The organism is Kordia algicida OT-1 (genome assembly GCF_000154725.1).
GTDB classification, from domain to species: Bacteria; Bacteroidota; Bacteroidia; order Flavobacteriales; family Flavobacteriaceae; genus Kordia; species Kordia algicida.
Genome location: NZ_DS544873.1, coordinates 4,045,799 through 4,070,440 on the forward strand (window position 1 = coordinate 4,045,799; position 24,642 = coordinate 4,070,440).

General features: G+C 33.7%; 22 protein-coding genes. 11 read left to right on the forward strand and 11 right to left on the reverse strand.

Going from position 1 to position 24,642, the window contains the following annotated elements:
• Positions 1–188 precede the first annotated feature (188 nt).
• Genes KAOT1_RS17295 through KAOT1_RS17315 form a run of 5 tightly spaced genes read left to right on the forward strand, consistent with a single transcriptional unit; the run spans position 189 to position 3,873 of the window.
• Positions 189–1,097 carry a hypothetical protein gene (locus KAOT1_RS17295; RefSeq protein ID WP_007096171.1) on the forward strand — a complete coding sequence of 303 codons (909 nt, stop codon included), beginning with the start codon at positions 189–191 and terminating at the stop codon, positions 1,095–1,097.
• Between the two features lie 17 nt (positions 1,098–1,114).
• On the forward strand, positions 1,115–1,555 hold the full coding sequence (locus KAOT1_RS17300) for a hypothetical protein (protein WP_007096172.1): 441 nt from the start codon (positions 1,115–1,117) through the stop codon (positions 1,553–1,555).
• Positions 1,556–1,578: 23 nt separating this feature from the next.
• Positions 1,579–1,833: a hypothetical protein gene (locus KAOT1_RS17305; RefSeq protein ID WP_007096173.1), complete on the forward strand. Its 255-nt coding sequence runs from the start codon at positions 1,579–1,581 to the stop codon at positions 1,831–1,833.
• 1 nt (position 1,834) lies between these two features.
• Positions 1,835–3,394, forward strand: a complete 1,560-nt coding sequence (locus KAOT1_RS17310; protein WP_007096174.1) for a LytTR family DNA-binding domain-containing protein — start codon at positions 1,835–1,837, stop codon at positions 3,392–3,394.
• Positions 3,395–3,417: 23 nt separating this feature from the next.
• Complete coding sequence (locus KAOT1_RS17315) at positions 3,418–3,873, forward strand: nucleoside deaminase (RefSeq protein ID WP_007096175.1); 456 nt, start codon at positions 3,418–3,420, stop codon at positions 3,871–3,873.
• Between the two features lie 61 nt (positions 3,874–3,934).
• Here KAOT1_RS17315 and KAOT1_RS17320 read toward each other — a convergent pair whose 3' ends face one another.
• From KAOT1_RS17320 to aspS, 5 genes are all read right to left on the reverse strand, one after another.
• Complete coding sequence (locus KAOT1_RS17320; protein ID WP_007096176.1) at positions 3,935–4,129, reverse strand: cold-shock protein; 195 nt, start codon at positions 4,127–4,129, stop codon at positions 3,935–3,937.
• Between the two features lie 80 nt (positions 4,130–4,209).
• Positions 4,210–4,449 carry a hypothetical protein gene (locus KAOT1_RS17325; RefSeq protein WP_007096177.1) on the reverse strand — a complete coding sequence of 80 codons (240 nt, stop codon included), beginning with the start codon at positions 4,447–4,449 and terminating at the stop codon, positions 4,210–4,212.
• Positions 4,450–4,465: 16 nt separating this feature from the next.
• Positions 4,466–6,238, reverse strand: a complete 1,773-nt coding sequence (locus tag KAOT1_RS17330; protein WP_007096178.1) for a chloride channel protein — start codon at positions 6,236–6,238, stop codon at positions 4,466–4,468.
• Positions 6,239–6,343: 105 nt separating this feature from the next.
• Complete coding sequence (locus KAOT1_RS22570) at positions 6,344–6,865, reverse strand: hypothetical protein (RefSeq protein ID WP_007096180.1); 522 nt, start codon at positions 6,863–6,865, stop codon at positions 6,344–6,346.
• Positions 6,866–7,726: 861 nt separating this feature from the next.
• Entirely contained in the window at positions 7,727–9,481 is a 1,755-nt protein-coding gene (gene aspS / locus KAOT1_RS17345; RefSeq protein ID WP_007096182.1) for an aspartate--tRNA ligase, read from the reverse strand.
• 399 nt (positions 9,482–9,880) lie between these two features.
• Between aspS and KAOT1_RS17350 the strand changes: the two genes are divergently transcribed.
• Positions 9,881–10,240: a toxin-antitoxin system YwqK family antitoxin gene (locus KAOT1_RS17350; protein WP_007096183.1), complete on the forward strand. Its 360-nt coding sequence runs from the start codon at positions 9,881–9,883 to the stop codon at positions 10,238–10,240.
• 78 nt (positions 10,241–10,318) lie between these two features.
• Here the strand turns inward: KAOT1_RS17350 and KAOT1_RS17355 are convergent, their stop codons facing one another.
• The 5 genes from KAOT1_RS17355 to KAOT1_RS17375 all read right to left on the reverse strand — a co-directional run bounded on the left by KAOT1_RS17355 (position 10,319) and on the right by KAOT1_RS17375 (position 17,583).
• The gene (locus KAOT1_RS17355) at positions 10,319–13,876 is read right to left on the reverse strand and encodes an efflux RND transporter permease subunit (protein ID WP_007096184.1); all 3,558 of its coding nucleotides are present in this window, start codon (positions 13,874–13,876) and stop codon (positions 10,319–10,321) included.
• 14 nt (positions 13,877–13,890) lie between these two features.
• A complete protein-coding gene (locus KAOT1_RS17360) occupies positions 13,891–15,060 on the reverse strand; it encodes an efflux RND transporter periplasmic adaptor subunit (RefSeq protein WP_007096185.1) in 1,170 nt (389 codons plus the stop codon).
• Between the two features lie 84 nt (positions 15,061–15,144).
• Positions 15,145–15,507 carry a four helix bundle protein gene (locus tag KAOT1_RS17365; RefSeq protein ID WP_007096186.1) on the reverse strand — a complete coding sequence of 121 codons (363 nt, stop codon included), beginning with the start codon at positions 15,505–15,507 and terminating at the stop codon, positions 15,145–15,147.
• Between the two features lie 38 nt (positions 15,508–15,545).
• Positions 15,546–16,973 (reverse strand): TolC family protein, encoded by a 1,428-nt coding sequence (locus KAOT1_RS17370; protein WP_007096187.1) that lies wholly within the window; start codon positions 16,971–16,973, stop codon positions 15,546–15,548.
• 1 nt (position 16,974) lies between these two features.
• Positions 16,975–17,583 (reverse strand): TetR/AcrR family transcriptional regulator, encoded by a 609-nt coding sequence (locus KAOT1_RS17375; RefSeq protein WP_007096188.1) that lies wholly within the window; start codon positions 17,581–17,583, stop codon positions 16,975–16,977.
• Positions 17,584–17,714: 131 nt separating this feature from the next.
• Between KAOT1_RS17375 and KAOT1_RS17380 the strand changes: the two genes are divergently transcribed.
• On the forward strand, positions 17,715–18,689 hold the full coding sequence (locus KAOT1_RS17380; protein WP_007096189.1) for a polyprenyl synthetase family protein: 975 nt from the start codon (positions 17,715–17,717) through the stop codon (positions 18,687–18,689).
• A 269-nt stretch (positions 18,690–18,958) separates the two neighbouring features.
• On the opposite strand, the gene KAOT1_RS17385 is transcribed toward KAOT1_RS17380, so the two are convergent.
• Positions 18,959–21,232, reverse strand: a complete 2,274-nt coding sequence (locus KAOT1_RS17385) for a TonB-dependent receptor (protein WP_007096190.1) — start codon at positions 21,230–21,232, stop codon at positions 18,959–18,961.
• 107 nt (positions 21,233–21,339) lie between these two features.
• On the opposite strand from KAOT1_RS17385, the gene KAOT1_RS17390 reads away from it, so the two are divergent.
• From KAOT1_RS17390 to KAOT1_RS17405, 4 genes are all read left to right on the forward strand, one after another.
• Positions 21,340–21,990, forward strand: a complete 651-nt coding sequence (locus tag KAOT1_RS17390) for a metal-dependent transcriptional regulator (protein WP_007096191.1) — start codon at positions 21,340–21,342, stop codon at positions 21,988–21,990.
• Between the two features lie 44 nt (positions 21,991–22,034).
• Positions 22,035–22,949: a metal ABC transporter solute-binding protein, Zn/Mn family gene (locus KAOT1_RS17395; RefSeq protein ID WP_007096192.1), complete on the forward strand. Its 915-nt coding sequence runs from the start codon at positions 22,035–22,037 to the stop codon at positions 22,947–22,949.
• 138 nt (positions 22,950–23,087) lie between these two features.
• On the forward strand, positions 23,088–23,825 hold the full coding sequence (locus tag KAOT1_RS17400; RefSeq protein WP_007096193.1) for a metal ABC transporter ATP-binding protein: 738 nt from the start codon (positions 23,088–23,090) through the stop codon (positions 23,823–23,825).
• A 10-nt stretch (positions 23,826–23,835) separates the two neighbouring features.
• On the forward strand, positions 23,836–24,600 hold the full coding sequence (locus KAOT1_RS17405; protein ID WP_007096194.1) for a hypothetical protein: 765 nt from the start codon (positions 23,836–23,838) through the stop codon (positions 24,598–24,600).
• Positions 24,601–24,642: the final 42 nt, after the last annotated feature.

A 24,642-nucleotide genomic window follows, 5' to 3' on the forward strand; every position in this document is an offset into this window, starting at 1 on the left:
TATTGAAACATTCCAAAAACTGAACTTACTATATTAGAAAGCTTATTCTTACAAGTTCATTCGCGTCATTCGCGTTATTTTTCATGTCATTCACGACATTTTTTTGTTTTTAAATCTGATTATCAGATAGTTTTGGAAAAAGCTGTTGCAACGCTTGTGAATTGGATTATTAATTTAAAATAATAATAATGAAACAAATTATACTACTATTTTTAGTGCTTTTAACTTCAAAAGTATTTAGTCAAGAAATTACAGGGAAATCTTATATGACTATTGTTGATAATATTAAAGTAACGTCAATTGACAGTATTAAAATTATTGATAGCACAAAGACTATTAACTACACTACAAAAAACTACAAAGTTCCAAAGGGAGTAAAGTTTTCGGTTGATGAAATTAAAGGCGAATATGCATTAATTACTTTTTGGAATTTCTCAGATTCTGAACTTAAAGATAGTCATACGAGATTTGATGGTAAAGGCACATTGAAGATGGAAAAAGTAACTGAAATTCTTAAAAGAAAGAGAAATAGATTAAGAAATCAAGATATTGATGCGAAGCTAAATCTTGAATATAAATACATAGGTTATTGGGCGAATTATTTACAGTTCAAAATGAAATTAACGGACTTGAATGACAAAACCATAGAATACTATTCAGCTTCTAATAATTTCACCTATGGAGTTATGACTTTACCCATCAAAGTACGTTTTGGGAATGGTAATGAACGGTTTTTCAATCTTGAAGAAAATTTAAACTTAGGATTTACTTTTGGATATCAAAGACAACTTCCAAGTAGAGTAAAACAATCGATAAATTTTTTAGGTGGTGTTGGAATTTCCAGAGTGACCTTTAACGAAGACACAATACCAAATGCAACTACAGAAGAAGAAACAGCCGCTGCATTAATGTTAAATATCGGTTGTTTATATCAATACGAAACTTTTCAAGTAGGTGCTTTTTTTGGTACAGATTTAATACCCAGAAGCGTTGGAAAATCATGGGCTTTTCAAGGAAAACCATGGTTGGGAATTGCTATTGGGGTATCGCTATTTACAAATGATAAAGAAAAACAAGGACAACTAGGAGATCAATAAAAAAGTAAGAAAATATCATGGAAGAATACTATTTTAATTTAAATTTAAGGAATCATACGGATGAGCAACTATTTCATGTTGAATTGGTTAACAAGCCAAGACAGTTCGCTGTAATGGGTAAAGTAGATGGTTATAAGCAGTTTTGGTCTGGTAGATATACCATTACTGAAATTGAATTTTACATTGCTAATTTTGATATTGCCTCACAAAATATAAAGATTGATGAAGTTATTTTTGAAGAAATGACGAGCCAAAAAACAGTGATACGAATTAATTGTTCTGATACAGATTCTGATGAAATACATAGAATTCCTTACAATCAAGTAAGACTAGGTGTGTATAAAACGGAACTTGTTGTAAAAATGTACAATAAAGAAAATGGAAGCGATTCATATCTTCCTTTTGCTAGATTGGAAAACTTTGGTGGGCATATTTGTAAATCGAAAATTACTTTTTAAAAAACGACTAAATATCATAACTAATGAAACAACTTATTTTTTTGCTAATATTAATTACAAGTTCTTTAAGTATTGCGCAAAATCTTAACGAAAAAGAAATTAAATTAACCGAAACAAAGCCTTCTTGCAAAGATGCAAATGAAATGAATACAAAATTATCCGTTTTTAAAAATGCTATTTTCGATTTCAAAATTGTACCGCCAGAGAAAGAAGTTAAATCTATAAATGGTAAGATAAATTTTGGTGGCCATATTTGTAAAACAGCTATAAATTACTAACATGAAAAGAAATACTTTTTTTAGTCTCTTTTTTATAAGCTGTTTCTTGTCTGTTTTTGGTCAAACTAATCAAGATCATATTACAGATAGTATTCTAAATGCTTTTAAGTCTTATCAATTAGATAAAGCAAAAGGTTTTATCAATGATCTTGAAAATGAGTCGCTTCAAAAAGTATTTCGTTCATATTGGAATTTCAATAAATATGGAGATTTTGATCCTAAATTTTTAGCATTTAAAGAACAAGATTTTTCGCCTCGAAATGCTACAATTTACAGTTTTATTAAAGGAGAATACTATAAAAACAGCAACCAAAAAAAAGATTCTATTCGTATTTATGAAAACTACTTAAAGTCCTTAAAAGGAGCTATCAAAACGAAAGATACTGTGTTGGCAGCTGCTGTGTTTCCTAAAATCTTAAAGCATTTGTATTATTTACATCTTACTAATTTTGACGAACTTAAAAAATATAGTGAATTGTATCAATCCTATCAACAGGATGCTACAGATAGGTATTGGTATTATTACTATACGATTGTAACCAAATTAGCAAACTATGAAAAAGTAAAAAAGAAATCAAAAGTACCAATTGAAGTACCGCATATTGATTTCAAAAAACTTCATGATTATGCAGAAAATGATTTTTATTTACAAGGGCAAACGTATCAATTAGAAGGTATTTACTACAATCATTTTCTTAGAGACTATGAGAAAGCAGCAAGAAGTTTTAAAAAAGCGATTCAAAATTATAATAAAGAAAAAGCATATTATTCTCAAAATAGAATTTCAGGGAATGAACTTAATTTAAGAATTGTTTTATTTAAGTTAAAAAAATACAAAGAAGCCATTCCGTACTTTAAAAAAGCATTGAAAAATAGTATGGTTGAGCAAAAACCTGTTGAAGAATTCAGGGCGAATGAATGGCTTCACAAATCCTATGATAGCTTGCAAATTGTTGATAGTTCGCTGTATTATTTTCGTAAAATGAGTTTGGTGAAAGGTCAATTAGATACTTTTAAATACGCCAAAGAAGTAAAGGAAATTGAAAATGATTACAATTGGAAGGAAAAAGAAGCTAGTTTAATAGCCAAAAACCAAGCGTTGAAAAGTAATATGTACATTTTATTGCCAATTTTAGGTTTTATTATTTTGGCTCTCATCTTTACCTTTTATCTTTTTAAACGCTATAAATCCAAATCAAAAACCCTAGAATCCGCACAATCAGAAACACTCGAAAAAATTGAAGAACTCAAAAAAATTGTGATTAAAAATCATATTGTTCTAAAAGACAAAACCAAAGTGTATATCTCCGATTTAATGTATATCAAATCAGAAGATCATTATTTGAGGATATTTACCAACGATACCAAAAGTGCCTTTGTTCGCGGAAAGTTGAGTCAAATAAAAGAAGAACTACCACCAAATTTCATACAATCACATCGTTCGTACATTATCAATTCAAACTTTATCAAACAAATTAATAAAAATCATATCATTCTACTCGATAAAACGGAAATTCCATTATCGCGATCACACAAAAACAATTTCAAAGATAAACCGTAGCTTTGCTAAAAATAAGCTAGTCTATGCAACTCGAAAATATCTTTGACGATAATTATTTTATGAAAAAAGCACTGCAAGAAGCAGAAATGGCATTCGAAAAAGGCGAAGTTCCTGTTGGCGCGGTGATTGTGATTGATAACAGAGTGATTGCTCGCGGACATAACTTAACAGAAACGCTAAACGATGTTACCGCACATGCGGAAATGCAGGCAATTACAGCGGCAGCAAACTTTTTAGGCGGAAAATATCTCAAAAGATGCACCTTGTATGTCACCTTAGAACCTTGCCAAATGTGTGCAGGCGCATTATATTGGAGTCAAATATCAAACATTGTATACGGTGCGCGTGATGAAGAACGCGGCTGCATCAAGCTGAATACAAAATTACATCCAAAAACTGTGATGAAAGGTGGCGTCCTAGCCGAAGAAGCTTCTCAACTATTGAAAAGGTTCTTCATTCAAAAAAGAAATCTAAATTAAAAGCATAAAAAACGCGCAATAATATTGCGCGCATAGCTTGTCATGGTGGGTTTTTAATTACTTATTCAATAATTTGTACCTGTGTAGCAACCATTCCTTTACGACCTTCTTCTTCTTCATACGAAACTCTGTCGTCTGAATTTAATACTAAGCCGTTTAAGTTGGAAACATGAACAAAAATGTCTTTTCCTGTGTCATCGTTGGTAATGAATCCAAAGCCTTTGTCTTCATTAAAAAATTTAACTGTACCAGTCATTTGTGATAAAAATAAAATTAATAGGTATCTAAAATAACATTTTTAAAGCACAACCCAGACAATTATATGATGTTTTTCCATTATTCTTTTCGAGCGAAGTCGTTCATTTCCTTCAATTTATCCTTTGTAAGTATAAAATCTTCCTTCTTTTTGTTCTTATATCTGTGGTAAATAAATAGCGGCATCCAAATAAAAGAAAAGGTCAAAATGCACAATCCAATTACTTTTTTATCAAAGTTTTCTTCGGCAAATTCATAAGTATAGGCAAAAATTCCCACGCCCAATAATACAATAATAAGTATGATAAGAAAGTATTTCATTTATTTCTTGTTGAATTTATCGTGTAAAAGTAATTAACTTTCGTCTATATGCGGTTAATAATTTCGATTTTGAAACGAATCCGTAATATTTTCCATCTTTCAGAACGGGTAAATTCCAAGCACTGCTATCTTGAAACTTTTTCATCACAGTTTTCATATTATCTTTTTCGTAAATAATATAATCGGGTGCATTATGCATAATGTCGTCTACGTGAAGCGAATCGTACAAAGAAGTATCAAACATAAATTCGCGAATATCATCCAACACAATAATTCCTACCAAATTTTCATGTTCATCTACGACAGGAAATAAGTTTCGACTCGATTTCGCCACAGCTTCATGCAACATTTTCCCCAAAGTCATTTGCGGATGAATCGTGCTAAAGTTTTGCTCAATCACACTATCAAGCGCCATCAAAGTCAGTACAGTTTCATCTTTGTTATGCGTTAACAATTCGCCAGTTTCTGCTAATTCACGCGTATAAATGGTATAATTTAATAGATTTTTTGTGATTAAAAAGGAAATCGCACACGTCAACATCAACGGAACGAACAAATCATAACCGCCTGTAATTTCTGCAATTAAGAAAATAGCAGTTAGTGGCGCATGTAAAACACCAGCAATCAATCCTGCCATGCCAACTAAAGTAAAATTTGACTCTGAAACGTTAAATCCGAACTGATTGATAATTTTTGCAACCACATTTCCTAACGCACTTCCCATGACCATTGTTGGAATAAAAATTCCACCAGAACCACCAGCAGCAAAGGTTGTGGTCATCGCAATGGCTTTAAAAATGGTAATTCCGATTAATAGTACAATAACTATCCAAATGTTTTCAGTGTAATTATCTAAAGGTGTTTTTCCTAAAGCTTCAATGTGGTTTCCGTCGAGCAGGTTGGTGATAAAACCGAAACCTTCTCCATACAACGGAGGAATAAAATACAACATCACACCAATAGTCAATCCACCAAAAATCAACTTATGTTTTTTCTTGCGAAAGCGTTCAAAGAATTTCGTAATGGCAAAGTGCATTTTGGTAAAGTAAATAGAAGCAAAGGCCGTTCCCACGCCAAGTGCAATATAAAAAGGAATGTCACTCAGTTGAAATTGCTCCGAAAGGGTAAAATTGAACAAGTTTTCATTCCCCAAGAAAAAATACGAAGTTACAACTGCCGAAACTGAAGCTAATAATAACGGAATTAAAGAAGTTAATGTTAAATCGAGACTGAACACTTCTATCGCAAAAATAATGGCAGCAACGGGCGATTTAAAAATGGACGAAATGGCGCCAGCAGCAGCACAACCAATCAATAACATTCGTGTTTTACTGTTAATGTGAAATAGTTTGCTAATGTTTGAGCTTATGGCCGAACCAGAAGCTACAGCAGGACCAAGCAATCCGACAGAACCACCAAAACCAACCGTTAACGGCGCAGTGATTAATGGTAAATATATTTTATAATTCGGAATGATGCCGGTGCGTTTTGATAAGGCGTAGAGAATAGACGAAATGGCGTGTTCGGTTTCCCTTTTAAAGACATATCGCAGTAAAACATAGACTAAAAAAAGTCCGATGACAGGTAAAATAAAATACAGTTGATTTTTAGAAAAGATGATTCCGTTTTCTAACAATGCTTGAATTGAAAATGTGATGTTTTTAATCGTTACAGCCACCAAACCAGAACCCAAACCTACCAAAACGCTTAAAATATATACAAAGTTTTTGTTGGAAATATGTTTATATCTCCAAATCAAAAAACGTGTAAAGCGTGATTTTTTAGTCATTAGGAATGTTAGAATTTTAATTTTCTAATTAAAGATACTCAAAACTAAAAAAGCTGTTTGAATAATTAGGTATTCAAACAGCTTTAAAATTTTTAGAAGGCAAGACTATTTTTTGTCTTCCTCTTTATTTTTGTCGTGTTCTTTCAACATCATTTCGTGCTGTTCGCTCATTTTTTTGTGTTCTTCAATCATCATTTCATGTTCTTTTTCCATTTTTTCATGTTCTTCCGCCAATTTATCGTGCTCTGCTTTAATTTCTTCTACAGATTTCTCACCAGAAGTGTGTGCTTCTTCAATTTTTTCATGTGATTTGATAAGTTCTTCGTGACGCTTTAAAATATCTGAATGCTTGTCAATTACTTTTTGATGTTGCATTTCAAAAGCTGTGTGTTTGCCTTCTCCAACAATACTATCAATTGCTTGATGTTTCTTTTTCCATTCTTCGTGTTTAGCTTCAAAACTAGCGTGTTCTTTTTCAAAAACTTCATGGATAGAATCCATTTTTTGATGCGCTTCGACTAATTCTTTATGCATTTTCTCTGCTTCTTTGTTGTCACAACTTTGAAAAGCCAATGTAGAACATATCATTACGATTGCAACAGCTAAACGGGTTTTTTGTAGTTTCATAATCCTTCTTATTTATTAGTGATTTGTTTGGGTTATTGTTTTAAAGATAGAGTTCATTTTAATAAAAGATGAATATACTTCCTTAAGTTTCTCGAAATTATAACATTACGTGAAGAATTCAAAAGTTATTTAAGAATTATAGTATGTATCTAGTATATACTACCTAACTAGATAAATCGTACTTGACAAAATAAATTCTTACAAAATTTAAGAAAATTACTATATTTGAAGTAACCTGAGCATATAAGTATATAATTTTTTTAGTGAAAGCTTTATTAAGCATTTTAAATATTAGAAGTATTAACCTGATATAGAGGATTGTAATAACAGTCAATAAAAATTATGAAGAAAATTATTAAATATATACCGTTAGCACTTTTAGTGATTCATCTTATTTTTTTTAAAAATTATTATCAAGATGAGTTCACATATCAAATGCTTTCTCTTGCTATTATATTTCTAATAACATTACCAATATTGATTCATTCTTTTAAAAAAGATATAAAATCAAATATAAAAACAAAGCTTATTCTTTTATCTGTTTCGTTATTGATAACGTTGGCAATTTCTTTCTTTAGACTTACATAAAAAGTGTAAAAAAATTACATATAACCTGTTGTGCATTTAGATTAAATTCGTCAATTCGAGTGAATTTTACGATTGAAAATGAGTAAAATTAGTATCGAGAATAGAATTTTTAATACGAAATAAGTTCTCAATACGATTTTTCGTTTCTCAAAATCACTCGAACTGACGTCTCAGTAAATAGTTTAGTTATAAATGCACAATGAGTTACTTTGACTAAAAAAACCCTGCAAATTTGCAGGGTTTTTGTATTTATAAAACATGAATTAGGATAACTTAGCTTTGTATATTGAGCTTTATACTTAATTCTTTTAATTGTTCGTCATCAATAGGTGCCGGCGCATCAATCATGACATCACGACCTGAATTGTTTTTTGGGAATGCAATAAAATCACGAATCGTTTCTTGTCCGCCCAAAATTGCCACCAATCTATCCAAACCAAAAGCCAATCCTCCATGTGGTGGCGCTCCGTATTGGAAAGCGTCCATTAAAAATCCAAACTGCGCTTTTGCTTCTTCTTCGGTAAATCCTAAATGCTTAAACATGATCGCTTGTATTTCTTTGTCGTGAATACGAATAGAACCACCACCAATTTCATTTCCGTTTAAGACCAAATCGTATGCATTTGCTTTTACATCGCCAGGATTGGTGTCTAATAATTCTAACTGACCAGGTTTTGGAGACGTAAACGGATGGTGCATGGCGTGATAATGTCCTGTTTCTTCATCTAGTTCTAATAATGGGAAATCCATTACCCAAAGTGGTGCGAATTCTTCTGGATTACGCAAATTCAAGCGTTCTGCTAACTCCATACGCAAAGCACTTAGTTGTGCACGAACTTTATTGGTATGTCCAGATAGTACACAGATCAAATCACCTGCTTTTGCACCAGTAACATCTGCCCATTTTGCCAAATCTTCTTGGTCGTAAAATTTATCTACCGAAGATTTAAAGCTTCCGTCTTCATTACATTTTACATATACCATTCCTAACGCGCCAACTTGTGGACGTTTTACCCAATCAATGAGTTTGTCAATTTCTTTACGAGTGTAACTTGCGCCACCAGGAACTGCGATTCCAACAACCAATTCTGCTGAATTGAATACTTTAAAATCTTTGTGTTGTGCAACTTCGTTTAATTCGCCAAACTCCATTCCGAAACGAATATCTGGTTTGTCGTTTCCGTAGGTTTTCATCGCGTGATCGTAGGTCATTCTTGGGAATTTATCGATTTCAATTCCTTTGATTTCTTTGAGTAAATGACGCGTTAATCCTTCAAAAACGTTTAGAATATCTTCTTGCTCCACAAACGCCATTTCGCAGTCAATTTGCGTAAATTCTGGTTGTCTGTCGGCACGTAAATCTTCATCGCGGAAACATTTTACAATCTGAAAATATTTGTCCATTCCGCCAACCATCAATAACTGTTTGAAGGTTTGTGGCGATTGTGGCAAGGCGTAAAATTGCCCTTCATTCATACGAGATGGCACCACAAAATCGCGTGCGCCTTCTGGTGTCGATTTGATTAAATACGGTGTTTCTACTTCTATAAATTCTTGCGAAGACAAATACTTACGTACTTCCATCGTTACTTTATGACGAAATATCAAACTGTCTTTTACAGGATTACGACGAATATCTAAGTAGCGATATTTCATTCGAATATCTTCTCCACCATCAGTTTCATCTTCAATCGTAAATGGAGGCAATAAGGAAGCATTTAAAACCGTTAATTCTTTCACTAAAATTTCAATGTCTCCTGTTGGAATGTTTGGATTTTTCGAAGCACGTTCAATCACTTCACCTTTTACCTGAATGACAAATTCTCTACCAAGCGTTTTTGCTTTTTCAAAAATATCGGCTGGTGTGCGTTCTTCATCAAAAATTAATTGTGTGATTCCGTAGCGATCGCGAAGATCGACCCAAATCATAAAACCTTTATCTCTAGACTTTTGAACCCAACCTGCTAAGGTAACTTCTTGTGTAATGTGTGATGCTCTTAGTTCACCACAACTATGTGATCTGTACATGTGTATGCGATTTTAAAAGCGCAAATTTAATGGTTTTTAGTGGATGATGTGTGTTGGAAAGGAAAAATTAATTCGAAATTGAAAAGGAAGTTGTATTTAACTTAAACATCTTCACAAAAATCAATAAAAATAGTTTTATATAAAGGATGAAATTTTTGTGCTTTTGATTCCGCGTATTAACATTAAGAAGGCAGCTATAAAATCTGAAATTCTTAATATATAGTATCTTTTTTCTTGTTGAAAGTTATGAATTGTTAACAAATCAATTATTTGATTATTAAGTTTTTACCGCTGCAGTGTTAATTTAATGTTACGTAATTGTTGCTTAAAAGTAAAAAAAAGGTTATGTTTGTAATGTAATTATTAACAAAGTCCTCAAATCATTTAAAAAATATATATATGAAAAAGTTACTTTTAATAGCAGTTTTCCTAGTTTCAGGAACAATTGCATTCGCACAAAACAACGATAAGCCTAAGTTAGAGAAAAAGGGAGATTTGATTGAAGCTACTTATTACCATGATAATGGAGAAGTAGCACAAATTGGTTTTTTCAATCTGAAAGGTAAGTTACAAGGAGAATGGAAATCTTTTGATGCTAACGGAAAGAAAACTGCCGTTGGAAATTACGAGAACGGAAAAAAAGTTGGAAAATGGTTTTTTTGGAACACCAATCAACTTAGCGAAGTAGATTATTCTGGAAGTAAAGTTAAAAACGTAAATACTTGGCAGCGTACAAGTTCAGTTGTAAGCAATAAGTAAGTATTTTTACAATTATAGAAAAATCCCGAAGTCTTTTATAGATTTCGGGATTTTTTGTTTTTATATGTTATCGAATGATTAAACTGTTTCTACAGGCAAATCTATTTCATTGATGTCTATGTCGTCGTCTCCTTCGCTTCTGGTTTGCGGAAGTTTTTCTTGTTCAATTTCTGGGCGCTTGCTTTTAAATGCCCAGAATTTGAATTTTGTGATGAGGAAAAATAGTATTGGAACAATAATTAATGTTAAGAACGTTGCAATGATTAATCCGTAGATTACTGTCCAAGCTAGTGGTCCCCAGAAAATTACGTTGTCTCCACCAATGTATATTTTCGGATCAAAGTCACTAAATAGTGAGAAGAAATCAATATTAAATCCGATCGCCAATGGAATTAATCCTAAAACGGTTGTAATTGCCGTTAATAATACAGGACGCAAACGCGCTTTTCCACTTCGTACGACAGCTTCAAATACATGATTGATCGGTAAATATTTGTCATCAGGAATGTCTAATTCTTCCTTTTTACGATCAATCAATAATTGATTGTAATCGAGTAAAACCACTCCGTTATTTACTACAATTCCCGCCAAGGAAATAATTCCCATCATGGTCATCATAATTACGAATGGCGCACCTGTGATTAAAATTCCACCGAAAACACCAATTAAACTCAAAAATATCGCAATCATAATGATGGTTGGTTTTGAGATAGAACTAAACTGGAAAACTAAGATTAACATAATTAAACCTAAACCAGCAAAAAATGCACTTCCTAAAAAGGCTTGTTGCTTGTCTTGTTCTTCAATTTGTCCTGTATAGTCAATTTCAATTCCATCAGGTTTAAATTCTGTCATTTCTGCCTGAATCTGAGATACAATTGCTCCTGCATCTGTAAAACCTGGTGCCAAACCAGAATATACCGTTACAATACGTTTTTTCTGTTTGTGCTTTATGGCACTAAAACCAGACGTATTACGTTGTTTCACTACAGCAGAAAGAGGAATTTCTTTTAATTGTCCCATCTGGTTTCTGAAAATCAATTTTTGATTGAATAGTGAACTAATGTTGTATCGGTTGTCTTCATTGAATCGAACATAGATATCATAATCTTCTCCGTCTTCTTTGTACACAGACGCTTTTGCACCAAATAGTGAGTTTCGTAATTGTTGACCGATTTGTGCCGCAGAAACACCTAATTCTCCTGCTTTTTCTCTGTCGATTACCACTTGCATGGCAGGTTTTCCTTTATTTACGTCAATTTTTAATTCTTCAATTCCTGCAATGTTTTTAGAATTGACAATTTCACGAAAACGTTCTGCTTCCAAAATAAGTTGTGTATAGTCTTCTCCTTCCAATTCGATGTTGATTGGATAACCTACTGGCGGACCAACGGCATCTTTTTCAACCGAAATAGCAACTCCTGGATAAATTCCTTTTAATGCCTCTGTAACTTTTTGACGCAACACTTCACTGTCTTCGCCACGTCGGAATTTGTATTCACGCATGGAAGCTGTAATTTTTCCTTTGTGTGGCATTTCTGCTGCCGAACCACCATCCGTTTGTGGGTTTCCAGCTCCTTCACCAACTTGTGATACCGCAGATTCTACCAAGAAATTGTAGCCATTGTCCATGTATTCATCACCATTTAAAACGGTATACACACGCTTTTCAATGTCTTTGGTGATTTTGTTGGTTTTTTCAATGGAAGTTCCTTGCGGATATTCGATGTAGACAATAATTTGATTCGGTTTGTTGTCTGGGAAAAATTCTACTTTGGTACGTTTGCTCGACATTGAAACTACGAAAAGTCCAACCGCCACAAATAATAGTACAAACGTTCCGGCTGTTAATACATAAGGTCTCCAACTGCTAAGCGCAAAACGCAGGAAGCGTTCGTAGGTACGTTCTAACCAAGATAAAATTCTGTTTTGGAAGAAACGCGCCATTGGTTTTAGTACATATTTGTATATCCAGAACATCATTGCAATAAAAATGAATAGTGTTCCCAAGCCTTTTACAGCGCCACCAATTAGTATACATAATATACCAATGATTCCTAGGACAACACTTATAATGATGAGTTGGCGTACTTTTAGTTTGCGTTCTCCAACTTCCATAAATTGCGATACCATTAACGAGTTGATAAAGATGGCAACGAATAGGGAAGAACCTAATACGACAGAAAGCGTAATAGGGAAATAGATCATAAATTGTCCCATAGTTCCTGGCCACATTCCAAGTGGAACAAAGGCAGCAACTGTTGTTAAGGTAGAAATGATAATTGGAAATGCAATTTCGCCAATCCCTTTTTTGGCAGCTTGTATGCGCGACATTCCTTCTTCATCCATTAAACGATATACGTTTTCTACCACTACAATTCCGTTATCAACCAACATTCCTAATCCCATAATTAAGGCAAAAAGAATCATGGTGTTCATGGTGTAACCGAATAGATTTAGAATGACAAACGACATGAACATTGACATCGGAATTGCCAATCCTACGAATAACGCGTTTCTGAATCCTAAGAAAAACATTAACACAAATACAACTAAGATGATTCCGAAGATAATATTGTTTACTAAGTCATTTACTTGGTTGATGGTTTTTTCAGATTGATCGTTGGTGATGGAAATATCTAAGTCTTCATGCGCCTTTTTGAAATCGTCAATGATAACATTTATCTGTTCTGCGGCAGCGACCATGTTTTCTCCAGCACGTTTTTTTACATCAAGCATCACCACATCACGTGCTATTATAGTTGGATCATCCGAAAATTTACGTGCGTACGTTGTTTTGTCTTCTTCTTTAAAAGTAACTTTGGCAATGTCGCGAAGGTATACAGGTCCGTTGAGCGATTTTACCACAAAATCATTGAGTTCTTGCGGTGTTTCAATTTCCCCAATGGTTCTAATAGTACGTCTTTGTCCAGAAGAAATTAAGTTTCCGGCTGAAATGGTAACGTTTCCATTGGCAATTGCTCCACGAATATCATCAAAGTTGACTTGTGCTGCGGTCATTTTGTAAATATCAACAGCAACTTCTATTTCTTTTTCTTGTGCACCACGAATATCTACTTGTTTGATTTCCTTTAAATCTTCAATATCATCTTGCAGGTCTTCAGCAAATTCTTTGAGTTTTTCCACTGGATAATCTCCTGAAATATTGATGTTTAGAATAGGTTGTTCTTCCGAAAGATTTAGATTGAAAATATTCGGTTCTACTTTTGCACCGTTGAATGTTGGCCAATCTTCACCACCTTTTTCTGCATCAACTTCGTCTTTTACTTTCAACTTTGCAGATTCGACGCTGATTTTATCATCAAATTCCACAACGATGATTCCGTAATCTTCTTGTGAAGTAGAGGTAACTTCGACAACGCCGCTTATATTTTTGAGTCGATCTTCTAGTGGATCGACAATTAGTTTTTCTACATCTTCTGCCGTATTTCCACGATAAATTGTACTTACGTAGATTTTGGTTTCAATAACTTCTGGGAAATTTTCCCTTGGCATACTAAAGTACGCAGAGATTCCCAGAACGAGAATTAGGCCCATTATAATGTAGATAATGGTTTTATTATCTATCGCCCAAGAGGACAAAATGAACTCTTTATTTGTTTTTTTGTTCGCCATGTTAGTTTCGATTATTAGTTGGTGATAATCTCAATTTCCTGTTCATCTTTTACACTTCGAGCACCTTCTTTAATAACAGCATCGCCATCTTTGAGTCCTTCTGTAACTTCAATAAAATCTCCTTGTGGTTTTCCTGTGGTAATGATGACACGTTTTGCTTTTGCCGATTTTCCTTCAATGTCTTTAGCAACATATACATATTGATCGCCTTCTGCATTTTCAGAAATGACACTTTGCGGAATTAAAATTGCTTTCGGATTGGTGTAATCGTTGATTTTAAGTTTTGCTGTAAGGTTAGGTTTGATGTTTCCTTCCTTATTTGGTACAGCAATTTCCACTTTAAATGTTCGGTTATTTGGATCAATAAAATCACCAGCCTGACGTATTTTAGCATCTATTGTTTTCCCTAAAACTGGAAAATATACTTCGACATCTTTTCCTTCGGTTACATTTGTTAGGTATTTTTCAGGAATCACGGCTTCAATATACATATCGCGTAAGTTTACAATACGAATTATAGGCGTTTGTCCTGCGCCAACTACCGAACCTTGTTCAGTAATAACATCGTCTACAACGCCAGAAAATGGTGCTCTGATTGCTGTTTTACCTAGTTGAATTTTTAATTGATCTACCGCTTTTTGTTGTGATTCGTATGCAGATTTAGTTTGTAAGAACTGAATTTCAGAACCAATTTTTTGATCCCATAATCTTTTTTGACGCTCAAATGTTGTTTTGGCTAAATCTGCCTGAATTTGCAATTGTGATAATTGCTGACTCAATCCGTTGTCGTCAACTCTTGCTAAAATTTGTCCTTTAGCAACTCGCTGTCCTTCCTTTACAAATACTTGTTTTAAGATTCCAGACATTTCAGGAGTAATCACAATGTTTTTCTTTGTGTCAACATTTCCTTGTATTTCCAAGTAGTGATTGAAAATGGTATCTTTTGCTGTAAAGACCGTGATTAATGTTTTCTTTTTTGTTGGATTGATATTTTCAATAGCTTTTGAAAGCTGTTTGATTTTTGCATCAAGTTCTTGTTTCTCTGCCTTTAGCGCGTCTCTCTTTTTTGTGATTGCCTCAATGTTTTTTTCAGAGATCAACGTATCAATGTCTTTCTCAGCGCCACCGCCACAAGAAGCTAAGATGAACACGATAGGAAGGATGAGTATATTTATTTTTTTCATTGTGATTGATATTTTATAGTTGATGAGTTTTTTTGAAAGTTTAAACAGTTTATGAGTTTAGTATAGTTTATAAGTTTAAATAGTTTATAAGTTTAGTTGTGATTTGCGTAGAGCGTTTAGCATTCTGCCAATTTCTTCTATGTCTATTCTTGTTTCTTCGTATTGACTTTTTGTGATAAATTCTAAATCGTAAGCTATGATAAGTTGATTTACCAATTCCATTAATGATGCAAAGGCTATTTCTGTAAATCTTGCTTTGTCCTTGCCAGAGTTTCTACCACTTCCTTCAGCAATATTTGAAGAAATTGAAATGCTACTTCTCCTCATTTGACTCATAAGTCCGAAGCGTTCTTCATTGGGAAACTTTTTAGTGACTTTATAAATATTCACAGCAAGTTTTTTAGATTTCTGCCAGACTATTAATTTTTCAAATGAGAACTGCTTCATAACTAATACACTTATAAACTTATAAACAGATAAAAGATTTAATTCGTTTGATTTAAAATAGTTTCTAATGCTGCTTTTTTATTAATTACATCCAACATCGCTTGTAAATATTCTTGCTGTGCTGAGTATAGTTGTGTTTGTGCTTGGCGTAATTCGAAACTAGAACCAATTCCTTCAAAGAATTTCACTTGGTTTTTCTTTTCAATACGTTCAGAAAGTCTTAAGTTTTTCTTTGCCGTTTCGTATTCTTCGATGGCAAGTTGGTAATCGCTTTTTGCGGCATTTACTTGTAATCGTAATTGTTGTTCTACTTCCAATAAATCATCTTGTGCTTTTTCAAAATTAATTTTTGCACGTTGTGTAGCAGCGCTTCGTTGTAATGAACTAAAAATTGGAATGTTTAAGTTGATTCCGAAAGCAGCAGAGCCAAACCATTGTTGTTCTCTTTCAAAAAAACCGAAGTCATTTCCGTTTCCGTTATAACCCGCAGTTATAAAACCTGAAAGTGATGGCAATGCTTTGCTTTTTTCTAATTTTAATAACAATTCCTTAGATTTTGTATCGTTGACTGCAATTCGATAATCTACCGTTTTTGTAACGTCGTCTTCAATTAATAGGATAGAAGGTGCAAGGTTTTCAATTGTTAACGATTGAAGCGAATCTGTTAATTGTGTGTCAGCATTCAAGTCAATTCCCATCGTAATATTTAGCATTTTATAGGATAAATCGCGTAAACGTTTTACATTTCGCAAGTTGCTTTCAATACTTGAGAGTGTAATTTCTAACTGTTCTACATCTTCTTCTTCTGTCAATCCGTTTTCGTAAATTTTTCTGGTTTCGTTTAAGTTCTTTTCTAGCGTAAGCTTATTTCGTTCTAAAATAGCAACACTTTCTTCTGAAAGCAATACGTTTCCATATGCGTTTATTACTGCTTGACGAATTTGTAAATCAGTCTTTTCTTTTGCATTCTGAGAAATTTCTAAAAATACTTTTGCCGATTGCAATCCAACCAAATACGAACCATCAAAAATGAGCTGATTCAAGGTCACATTCGCATTTACTGATTGTTTCGTTCCAAAAACTACAGGAATAAACTCGTCAGCGCCTGGCGCAGGCGGAATATTGTCTATTACGGGCAAACTGCTTAAATCGTAAAAATCATTCAATTGTCTAATTTGATTAAAAGGATCAAAAGCACTTGCAGGAAGTAAAGAAACCTGTTGTTTTATATTGTTTTGATAATTTACCGTTCCGTTAATTTGTGGAAGTCCCGTAGCAGTCGTTTCCCATTTCTGCTTCTTTGCGGCTTCAATATCGCGAACTGCATTTTTGGCGGTTCTGTTGTTTTCAAGTGCAAACGCAATGGCTTCATCCAAAGAGAAACTCTTGGGCACTTCTTGATTTTCCTGAGAAAACCCTAAGCTTAGAAAACATAAACTAAAGATAAATATTAGTTTGTTTCGCATGTTATGATGATTGATTAGTTGTTATAAATTTGTTTAATGTTTCGAGTCCTTTTGGCGTGCAAATTCCACGAATGTGGTATTCTAAAAAATATTCCATCAGTGTATTCATAGAGAATTCTTTTAATGGAAACAATTCATTGTCTTTAATTCCAGTAACACCGTTAAAGTAAATTCTTGAAATAAATTCTATATTGATTGTATCTCGGTACACACCCGAATGTACGCCACGAATTAAATTATCCTTTACGCAATCTTGCATGACGTCGTATTGTTTCTTTTTTAAGGTTGCATAGATTTTTGGATAATATTTTTGCAATTGATATTGTGGAGAAGATTTTTCATCTTTCAAATGTTCCATCACAAATCGTTTAATTTCATATAATTCTTCAATAGAATTTTTTTCTGCTGCACAAATCAGATCAATTCCTTCACTAATTACACAAAACAAAGAGCTTGTAACTTCATTTACCAAAGCTGTCTTATTATTAAAATGTGTGTAAATGGTTTTTTTAGAAATCCCCATTTCGTTGGCGATATCGTCCATCGTAACACTCTTAAAACCTAAGTTTAAGAACAATTCTGTTGCCGTTATTTTAATTTTCTCTTTCATAAGTAGGCTGCAAATGTATGACGGAAACTTTGAAAACAAAAAAAGTTTCCTAAGTTTTTACATTTATTTAACAAGCTATTTTCATTTGCGTAAATTGGAAATATGGTATTTTAGCTGAAATTTTCACAAAAATGACACACATTGCGCACTACAGAGACACTTTTATCAGCTACTTAGAAGAAAAAGTTACCGTTTCTGAACCTAAAAATCTTTATGAACCTATCATTTATATTTTGCAACTTGGTGGAAAACGTTTGCGTCCTGTGTTGACATTAATGACTGCTGAAATTTTTGGAGCTTCTCCTCAAAAAGCATTAGATGCAGCGCTAGCTGTGGAAGTTTTTCATAATTTTTCGCTCGTACATGATGATATTATGGACGATGCGCCACTGCGTAGAGGAAAAGAAACAGTGCATGAAAAGTGGGACATCAATACGGGAATTTTATCGGGTGATGCGATGCTGATTCTTGCCTATCAACTGTTTGAAAATTACAAAGGAAAAACGTTTAGAGCGTTGGCAGAATTGTTCAGTAAAACGGCAATTGAAGTCTGTGAAGGGCAACAATATGATATTGATTTTGAAACGAGAAACGATGTCACAATTCCTGAATATTTAAAAATGATTGAATACAAAACGGCTGTGTTAGTTGGTGCGGCAATGAAAATGGGCGCGTTGGTTGCAGAAGCCAGCGAAAAAGATGCACAGGGTATTTATGATTTTGGACGTTATTTAGGATTGGCTTTTCAATTACAAGATGATTATTTGGACGCGTATGGCGATCCAGAAACTTTTGGAAAACAAGTTGGTGGCGATATTATTGAAAACAAAAAAACGTATTTATACTTAAAAGCACTTCAAAATGCTTCGGATGCAAACAAAGAAAAATTAACGCAATTATTTTCAGTACAACCAGATGATACTACAGAAAAAGTACAAGCTGTCATGGAAATTTTTAACGAAAGTAACGCACCAGAAGCCATTAAAACAGCGATAGAAGACTATACATCAAAGGCTTTTCAATTATTACAAACCTTAAATATTGGCGCCAAAGAAAAGCAATTATTGCAAACTTTTGGAGAGCAATTGATGAATAGAACAGTGTAGGTTGGTAGTATTGAGTATTGAGAAATTAGTATTGAGATTTCTCACTGTTAAGGATCGGAAAGTGCTATGAATTTCTAAGTTGTTCTCGATACATTTTTTATCAAAAAATACTCGAACTGACGTTTTGAAATTAAAATATACTATTGAAAAGTTAGAGATTCACAAAAAACAAAAAACTAAAAGGCGAAGCCGTTCCAAAAGCAAAGCGATCTAAAATCTAAAAGCGTTCACACTGAGCGGAGTCAAAGTGAAGCGATCTAATATTTAAACTACAAATCTGTTCCAAATTTTAAACCCAGAAAAACAGTTCTCGGTTGCGCCGGACCATAAATATAATTCGGATCACGATCAATAGTTTGGTCAAAATCATCTTGGTACGCGTTAAAAAGATTCTTAACTCCGCCATTAATCTCAAATTGATACTTACCTGAAAGCGTAAACGTTCTGCTAGCATTCAAACCAATTTCTAACAAATTTGGCGTTTCTTCCAAAACTGTTTCAGGAATAAAACCTGCTACATGTGGTACAAACATTCTTCCTGTGTAGACTCCGTTGAGGTTAAAATCCCAGCGTTCATTCGGTGTAAAATTTACCATCATATTTCCGTATACATTTGGCGTACGTGTAATTTTATTCGTTACAATTCCTTCTTCAGGTTCGTATGAATTTTCAAAATAACTATTCTGAAATGTTCCGCCAAGCTGAAATAAAAACTTCGGATTCGGACTAAAACGCGCTTCCAAATTAAAACCATTTACAATTGCATTGTCACCATTAATTTTTTCTTTAATCTCCAAACCATCAACTTCGCCACGTGCTTCATACACAAACGGATCGTTGATTGTGGTATAAAAACCTTCAAAAGTCAATACCAATTGATGATCTTCATGCTGATGCGAATATTCTAACGAACCAATAAAACTATGCGACAATTCTTTCTTTAAATCTGCTGCCAAACGCACACGACGTACTTCGCCCGAAATAATCTCAGAATGTACATCTTCCGAGAAAAATTGTGGTGCTCTAAATCCTTGTGAATAACCAGTTCTAAAGCTGATGGTTTCTGTAATATTGTATAAAAGACTCGCACGCGGATTTACAATAAAAAGTGATTCATCATTTAAATTTGACGTAAATAATTCGCCTCGCGCTCCAGTAAGAAGTTTCAAATTCTCTAAAATTTTCCAGTCGAGTTGTGTGTAAATACCAAGTGTATTCGTGTTTTGTGTAATTTGATTTACCAACGGATTTTCACGACGTTCTGTAATGCGGTTAAAGCGATGTTCTACACCAGAAGTCAAATCCATACTTCCGTTAAAAAAGTTCTCAAACTTCGCGGTATGCTGTATGCCTGAAACTGTTACAAAATCTTTAGTTACACCAAATCCGTTTGGATCTTGGTTGGTTCCGTAATAATTGTCTGAGCTTGTATTTTGAATGTTTCCATAAGCGGAAAATTTCTGCAAATAATCTTCCGAAAAATAATCAAAAGTAATTCCTCCACCGATTACATTGCTTGTAATTTCTTCAGCAATATTGGCAAAAATGGGTGATTTATCAATAAAATCTCCGCCACGTCTGTATTCATGTGTAGTATTAAATTCGAGTGTTAACTTACGTCGGAAATCGAATTTATAAAACGACTTAAAACCGAAATTCAAATTGCGCAATTTGGTCATTTCGGTAAATCCGTCATCATTGTTATCATAACCTTCACGTTCGCGATACATGCCAAAAAACGTAATTCCTTTATTCAAATCACCTGCAACTAAAGTTGAATTAAAAGTAGTCACAGCATCTACACTTTTACCATCAATCAAACCAACTTTTGAAGCTACTTGAAATTGGTTTTCAATTGGATCTTTTGTAATAATATTGATCGTTCCTGCAATCGCATTCGAGCCAAAAATAGCAGATCCGCCACCGCGTGTTACTTCAATTTGCTTTATCATATTCGTTGGAATTTGCTCCAAACCGTAAATTCCGTTCAGCGAACCAAATACGGGACGACTGTTGACTAAAATTTGTGAATATGCACCATCCAAACCATTGATTCTAATTTGTGAGAAACCGCAATTCTGGCAATTTACTTCGGTACGTAATCCTGGTTGAAAATTCAATCCTTCAAACAACGTGGCAGCTTGTACATTTTTCAGAGATTCAGCATTTGTAACGGTGACCAAAACAGGTGCTTCACGACGATTCAATTCGGTTTTAGTAGCAGAAACCACTACTTGATCGAGCCCTAAAAGATCTTCTTTCAAATTAAAATTCAATAGTAAAGTTGTCTTGCCAACAGTAATTTCTTTTTCAATAGTTTTAAAACCGATTGCTTGTACAACCAACGTATACTTTCCTTGTGCTACTTTTAATGAATATGTACCATCATGTTCTGTAATTGTTCCTTTGTCACCGTTTTTAATATATACGTTGACAAAAGCCTGAGGACTGCTTTTGTGTGAGATAACTCCTTTTATTTCAGTTGTCTGAGAAAAAGATGCTGAACATAAAAAGGCAAATAATAAACTAATTTTTAAGTTCATTGAAACATTTTTTTTGCAAATATATAACTTATTTTTAGTCTTGTCTAAAAAAATATAAAGCATATAAGTAAAAATTGTATCTTTGCGGTATTAATTACATAATTATGATGACACTTTCAGAAGAAAACTATCTCAAAGCAATTTATCACCTTAGTGATACTTGTGAAGGCGGCATTAGCACAAATGCTATTGCGGAAAAGATGAATACCAAAGCTTCTTCTGTGACAGATATGATTAAAAAATTATCTGAAAAAGGGTTGTTGAATTATAAGCGTTACAAAGGTTCTGCCTTAACGGCAGAAGGAAAATTAGTCGCAGCAAATATCATTAGAAAACACAGACTTTGGGAAGTGTTTTTGGTGGAGAAGCTGAATTTTACTTGGGATGAAGTACATGATGTAGCGGAACAATTGGAGCATATTAAATCTGAAAAACTCATCAATCAATTGGATGAATTTTTAGGATTTCCAAAGCGTGATCCGCATGGTGATCCAATTCCTGATAAAGACGGAAACATGTCCGATCATGCGGATGTTTTATTAGTCACATTAAATAAAAATGATAAAGGAATTATTGTAGGAGTCAAAGATTCATCATCATCATTCTTAAAATATTTGGACAAACAAGGAATTGCGCTAGGCAAAAAAATAAAAGTAATTGATAAAGAACCGTTTGACAACTCGATGAAAATTCGAATCAAAAAAGAAGAATTTATGATTTCACAACAAATTGCGAATAATATTTATATCAAAAAATGATTTTTGAATGTCGAATTGTGAATGTTGAATTTTAAATTGGAAAAATGAAAAAATACCTATACATATTACTAGCAGTTTTTACAATAATCAGTTGTAAAAATGAAGTGAAAAAGCAAAATGGAAAGCTTCAAATAGTTACTACAACAACGATGATTACAGATATGGTTGCTACTATTGGTGGAACTAAAGTAGACGTAAAAGGCTTGATGGGAAGCGGTGTTGATCCACATTTGTACAAAGCAAGTGAAGGTGATGTGACGAAACTTTTTAATGCTGACGTAATTATTTACAACGGATTGCATTTGGAAGGAAAATTAGAAGACATTTTCGAAAAAATGCGCAAGCAACAAAAGAAAACTATTGCAGTTTCTGATGCGATTGATAAAAGTGGCTTGATACGCTCTGAGTATTTTGCTTCTAGTTACGATCCGCATATTTGGTTTCACATTGATTATTGGAAACAAGCCACACGATTTGTGATTGATGAACTCAAAAAACTAGATCCGAAAAATGCGGAATATTTTGAGGAAAAAGGACAAAAATATATCGAGCGATTGACGACGTTGGCAAAAGAAGTTTCAGAGGAAATTCAGGTTTTACCTGTTGAAAAACGTATTTTGGTTACCGCACATGATGCATTTAACTACTTCGGAAAATTGCATAACTTTGAAGTGGTTGGTTTGCAAGGATTATCAACGGCAACGGAAGCTGGTGTGCAAGATGTACAAAAATTGGCAAGTTTTATTATTGAAAAAGATATCAAAGCGATATTTGTAGAAAGTTCCGTACCAAAACGTACTATAGAAGCATTGCAAGCTGCTGTACAATCTAAAGATCATGAAGTTGCCATTGGCGGTACGTTGTATTCTGATGCGTTAGGCGATGCAGGAACGGAAGAAGGAACGTACATCGGAATGTATAAATACAATGTTTCAACGATTGTAAATGCTTTGAAATAGACTTATAGACTTGTTAGATCGTTAGAATGTTAGATTTTTAGAAATGATTTTCAGAATTTTATTCGAACTGACGTTTGTAGAAATCATAATTTTCGAAGACCAAAAACCAAAGACCAAAGACCAAAAACCTGAAAATCCATGGAAACAAAATATGCCATCACTGTAGATGATCTTACGGTAGCATACAATTACAAACCTGTGTTGTGGGATATTGATTTGGCAATTCCTGAAGGTGTGTTGATGTGCATTGTGGGACCAAATGGCGCGGGAAAATCTACCTTAATTAAATCAATTTTAGGAATCATCAAACCAATTGCTGGAACGGTTTCTATCTTTGGAAAACCCTATGAAAAACAACGTTCATTAGTGGCATATGTTCCACAAAAAGGAAGTGTTGATTGGGATTTTCCAACCACAGCGTTAGATGTTGTGATGATGGGAACGTACGGAAGTCTCGGATGGATTAAACGTCCTAGGCAAAAACAAAAGAAAGCAGCGTTGGAAGCGTTGGAAAAAGTAGGAATGTTACCGTTTAAAAATCGTCAAATCAGTCAGCTTTCTGGTGGACAACAACAGCGAATTTTCCTTGCAAGAGCGTTGGTGCAAAACGCCTCAATCTATTTTATGGATGAACCTTTTCAAGGTGTTGACGCTACGACCGAAAAAGCAATTATCAACATTTTAAAAGAACTCAGAAAAGCAGGAAAGACCGTTGTAGTGGTGCATCACGATTTGCAAACCGTTCCCGAATATTTTGATTGGGTGACGTTTTTGAATGTGAAAAAAATTGCGACAGGTCCTGTAAAAGATATTTTCAATGATGATAATTTGACTAAAACTTACGGAATTAATTATAAAGTGAGTGTGCAAGAATAAATCAAGGTGTATGAAAACAAAAAACTTTTTTTTAATACTGTATTTCGGTCTTTTTTCTTTTTCGACGTTTGCGCAAACCTATATGGAATCTGCTGAAACTACAGTACTTGAAGCATTGCAACAAGTACGTTCTAATGAAGAAGGTATTGATCGACAGAAAGCAGCCAATCACTTTGAAGCAACATTAAAAACAGTACTTTCTAAGGAAAAAAGTTGGACGTATAGCTTTCCAGAACTCCGTAAATACATCAACATAGAAACTTCGAGAGATAAAAAAATAAGAACTTTTAGTTGGGACAGTCGCTTAGGCGGAAGTTGGCATGCATTGCGAAGCTTGATTCAATTTAAAACAGACACAAAAATACACGTACTTTCATTTCAAGATGAAAAACCAATTGACGAGGAAGAAGAAGGAAACGATATGTTTGCCGACGCTGTAATTTTAGGAATTTATCCTTTTGAAAAAGGGTATTTGTTTGAAGGTTTTGGAACGTACGGAAGCGGACATCATCATAAAATTGTCGCTTATTTTGAGTTGATTGATGAAAAATTAGTCCGAAAAGCAATTTTTGAAAATAATGAATTCATATACGTTTTTAAAATTCCACGAAAGTACGACTTTGACTTAAAAATAAACGTAGAAGAAAAAACGATCACACATAGCGAATTTGTACTAGATGATGACATCGGATTTTTTCTGCCAACAGGCAAAAAAGTACTGCTAACTTTTGATGGAAAGCAGTTTGTAAAACAACTAAAAAAGCAAAAACCATAGATTTTCAAGACTACATATCACTTATTTTTACAGATTATACGT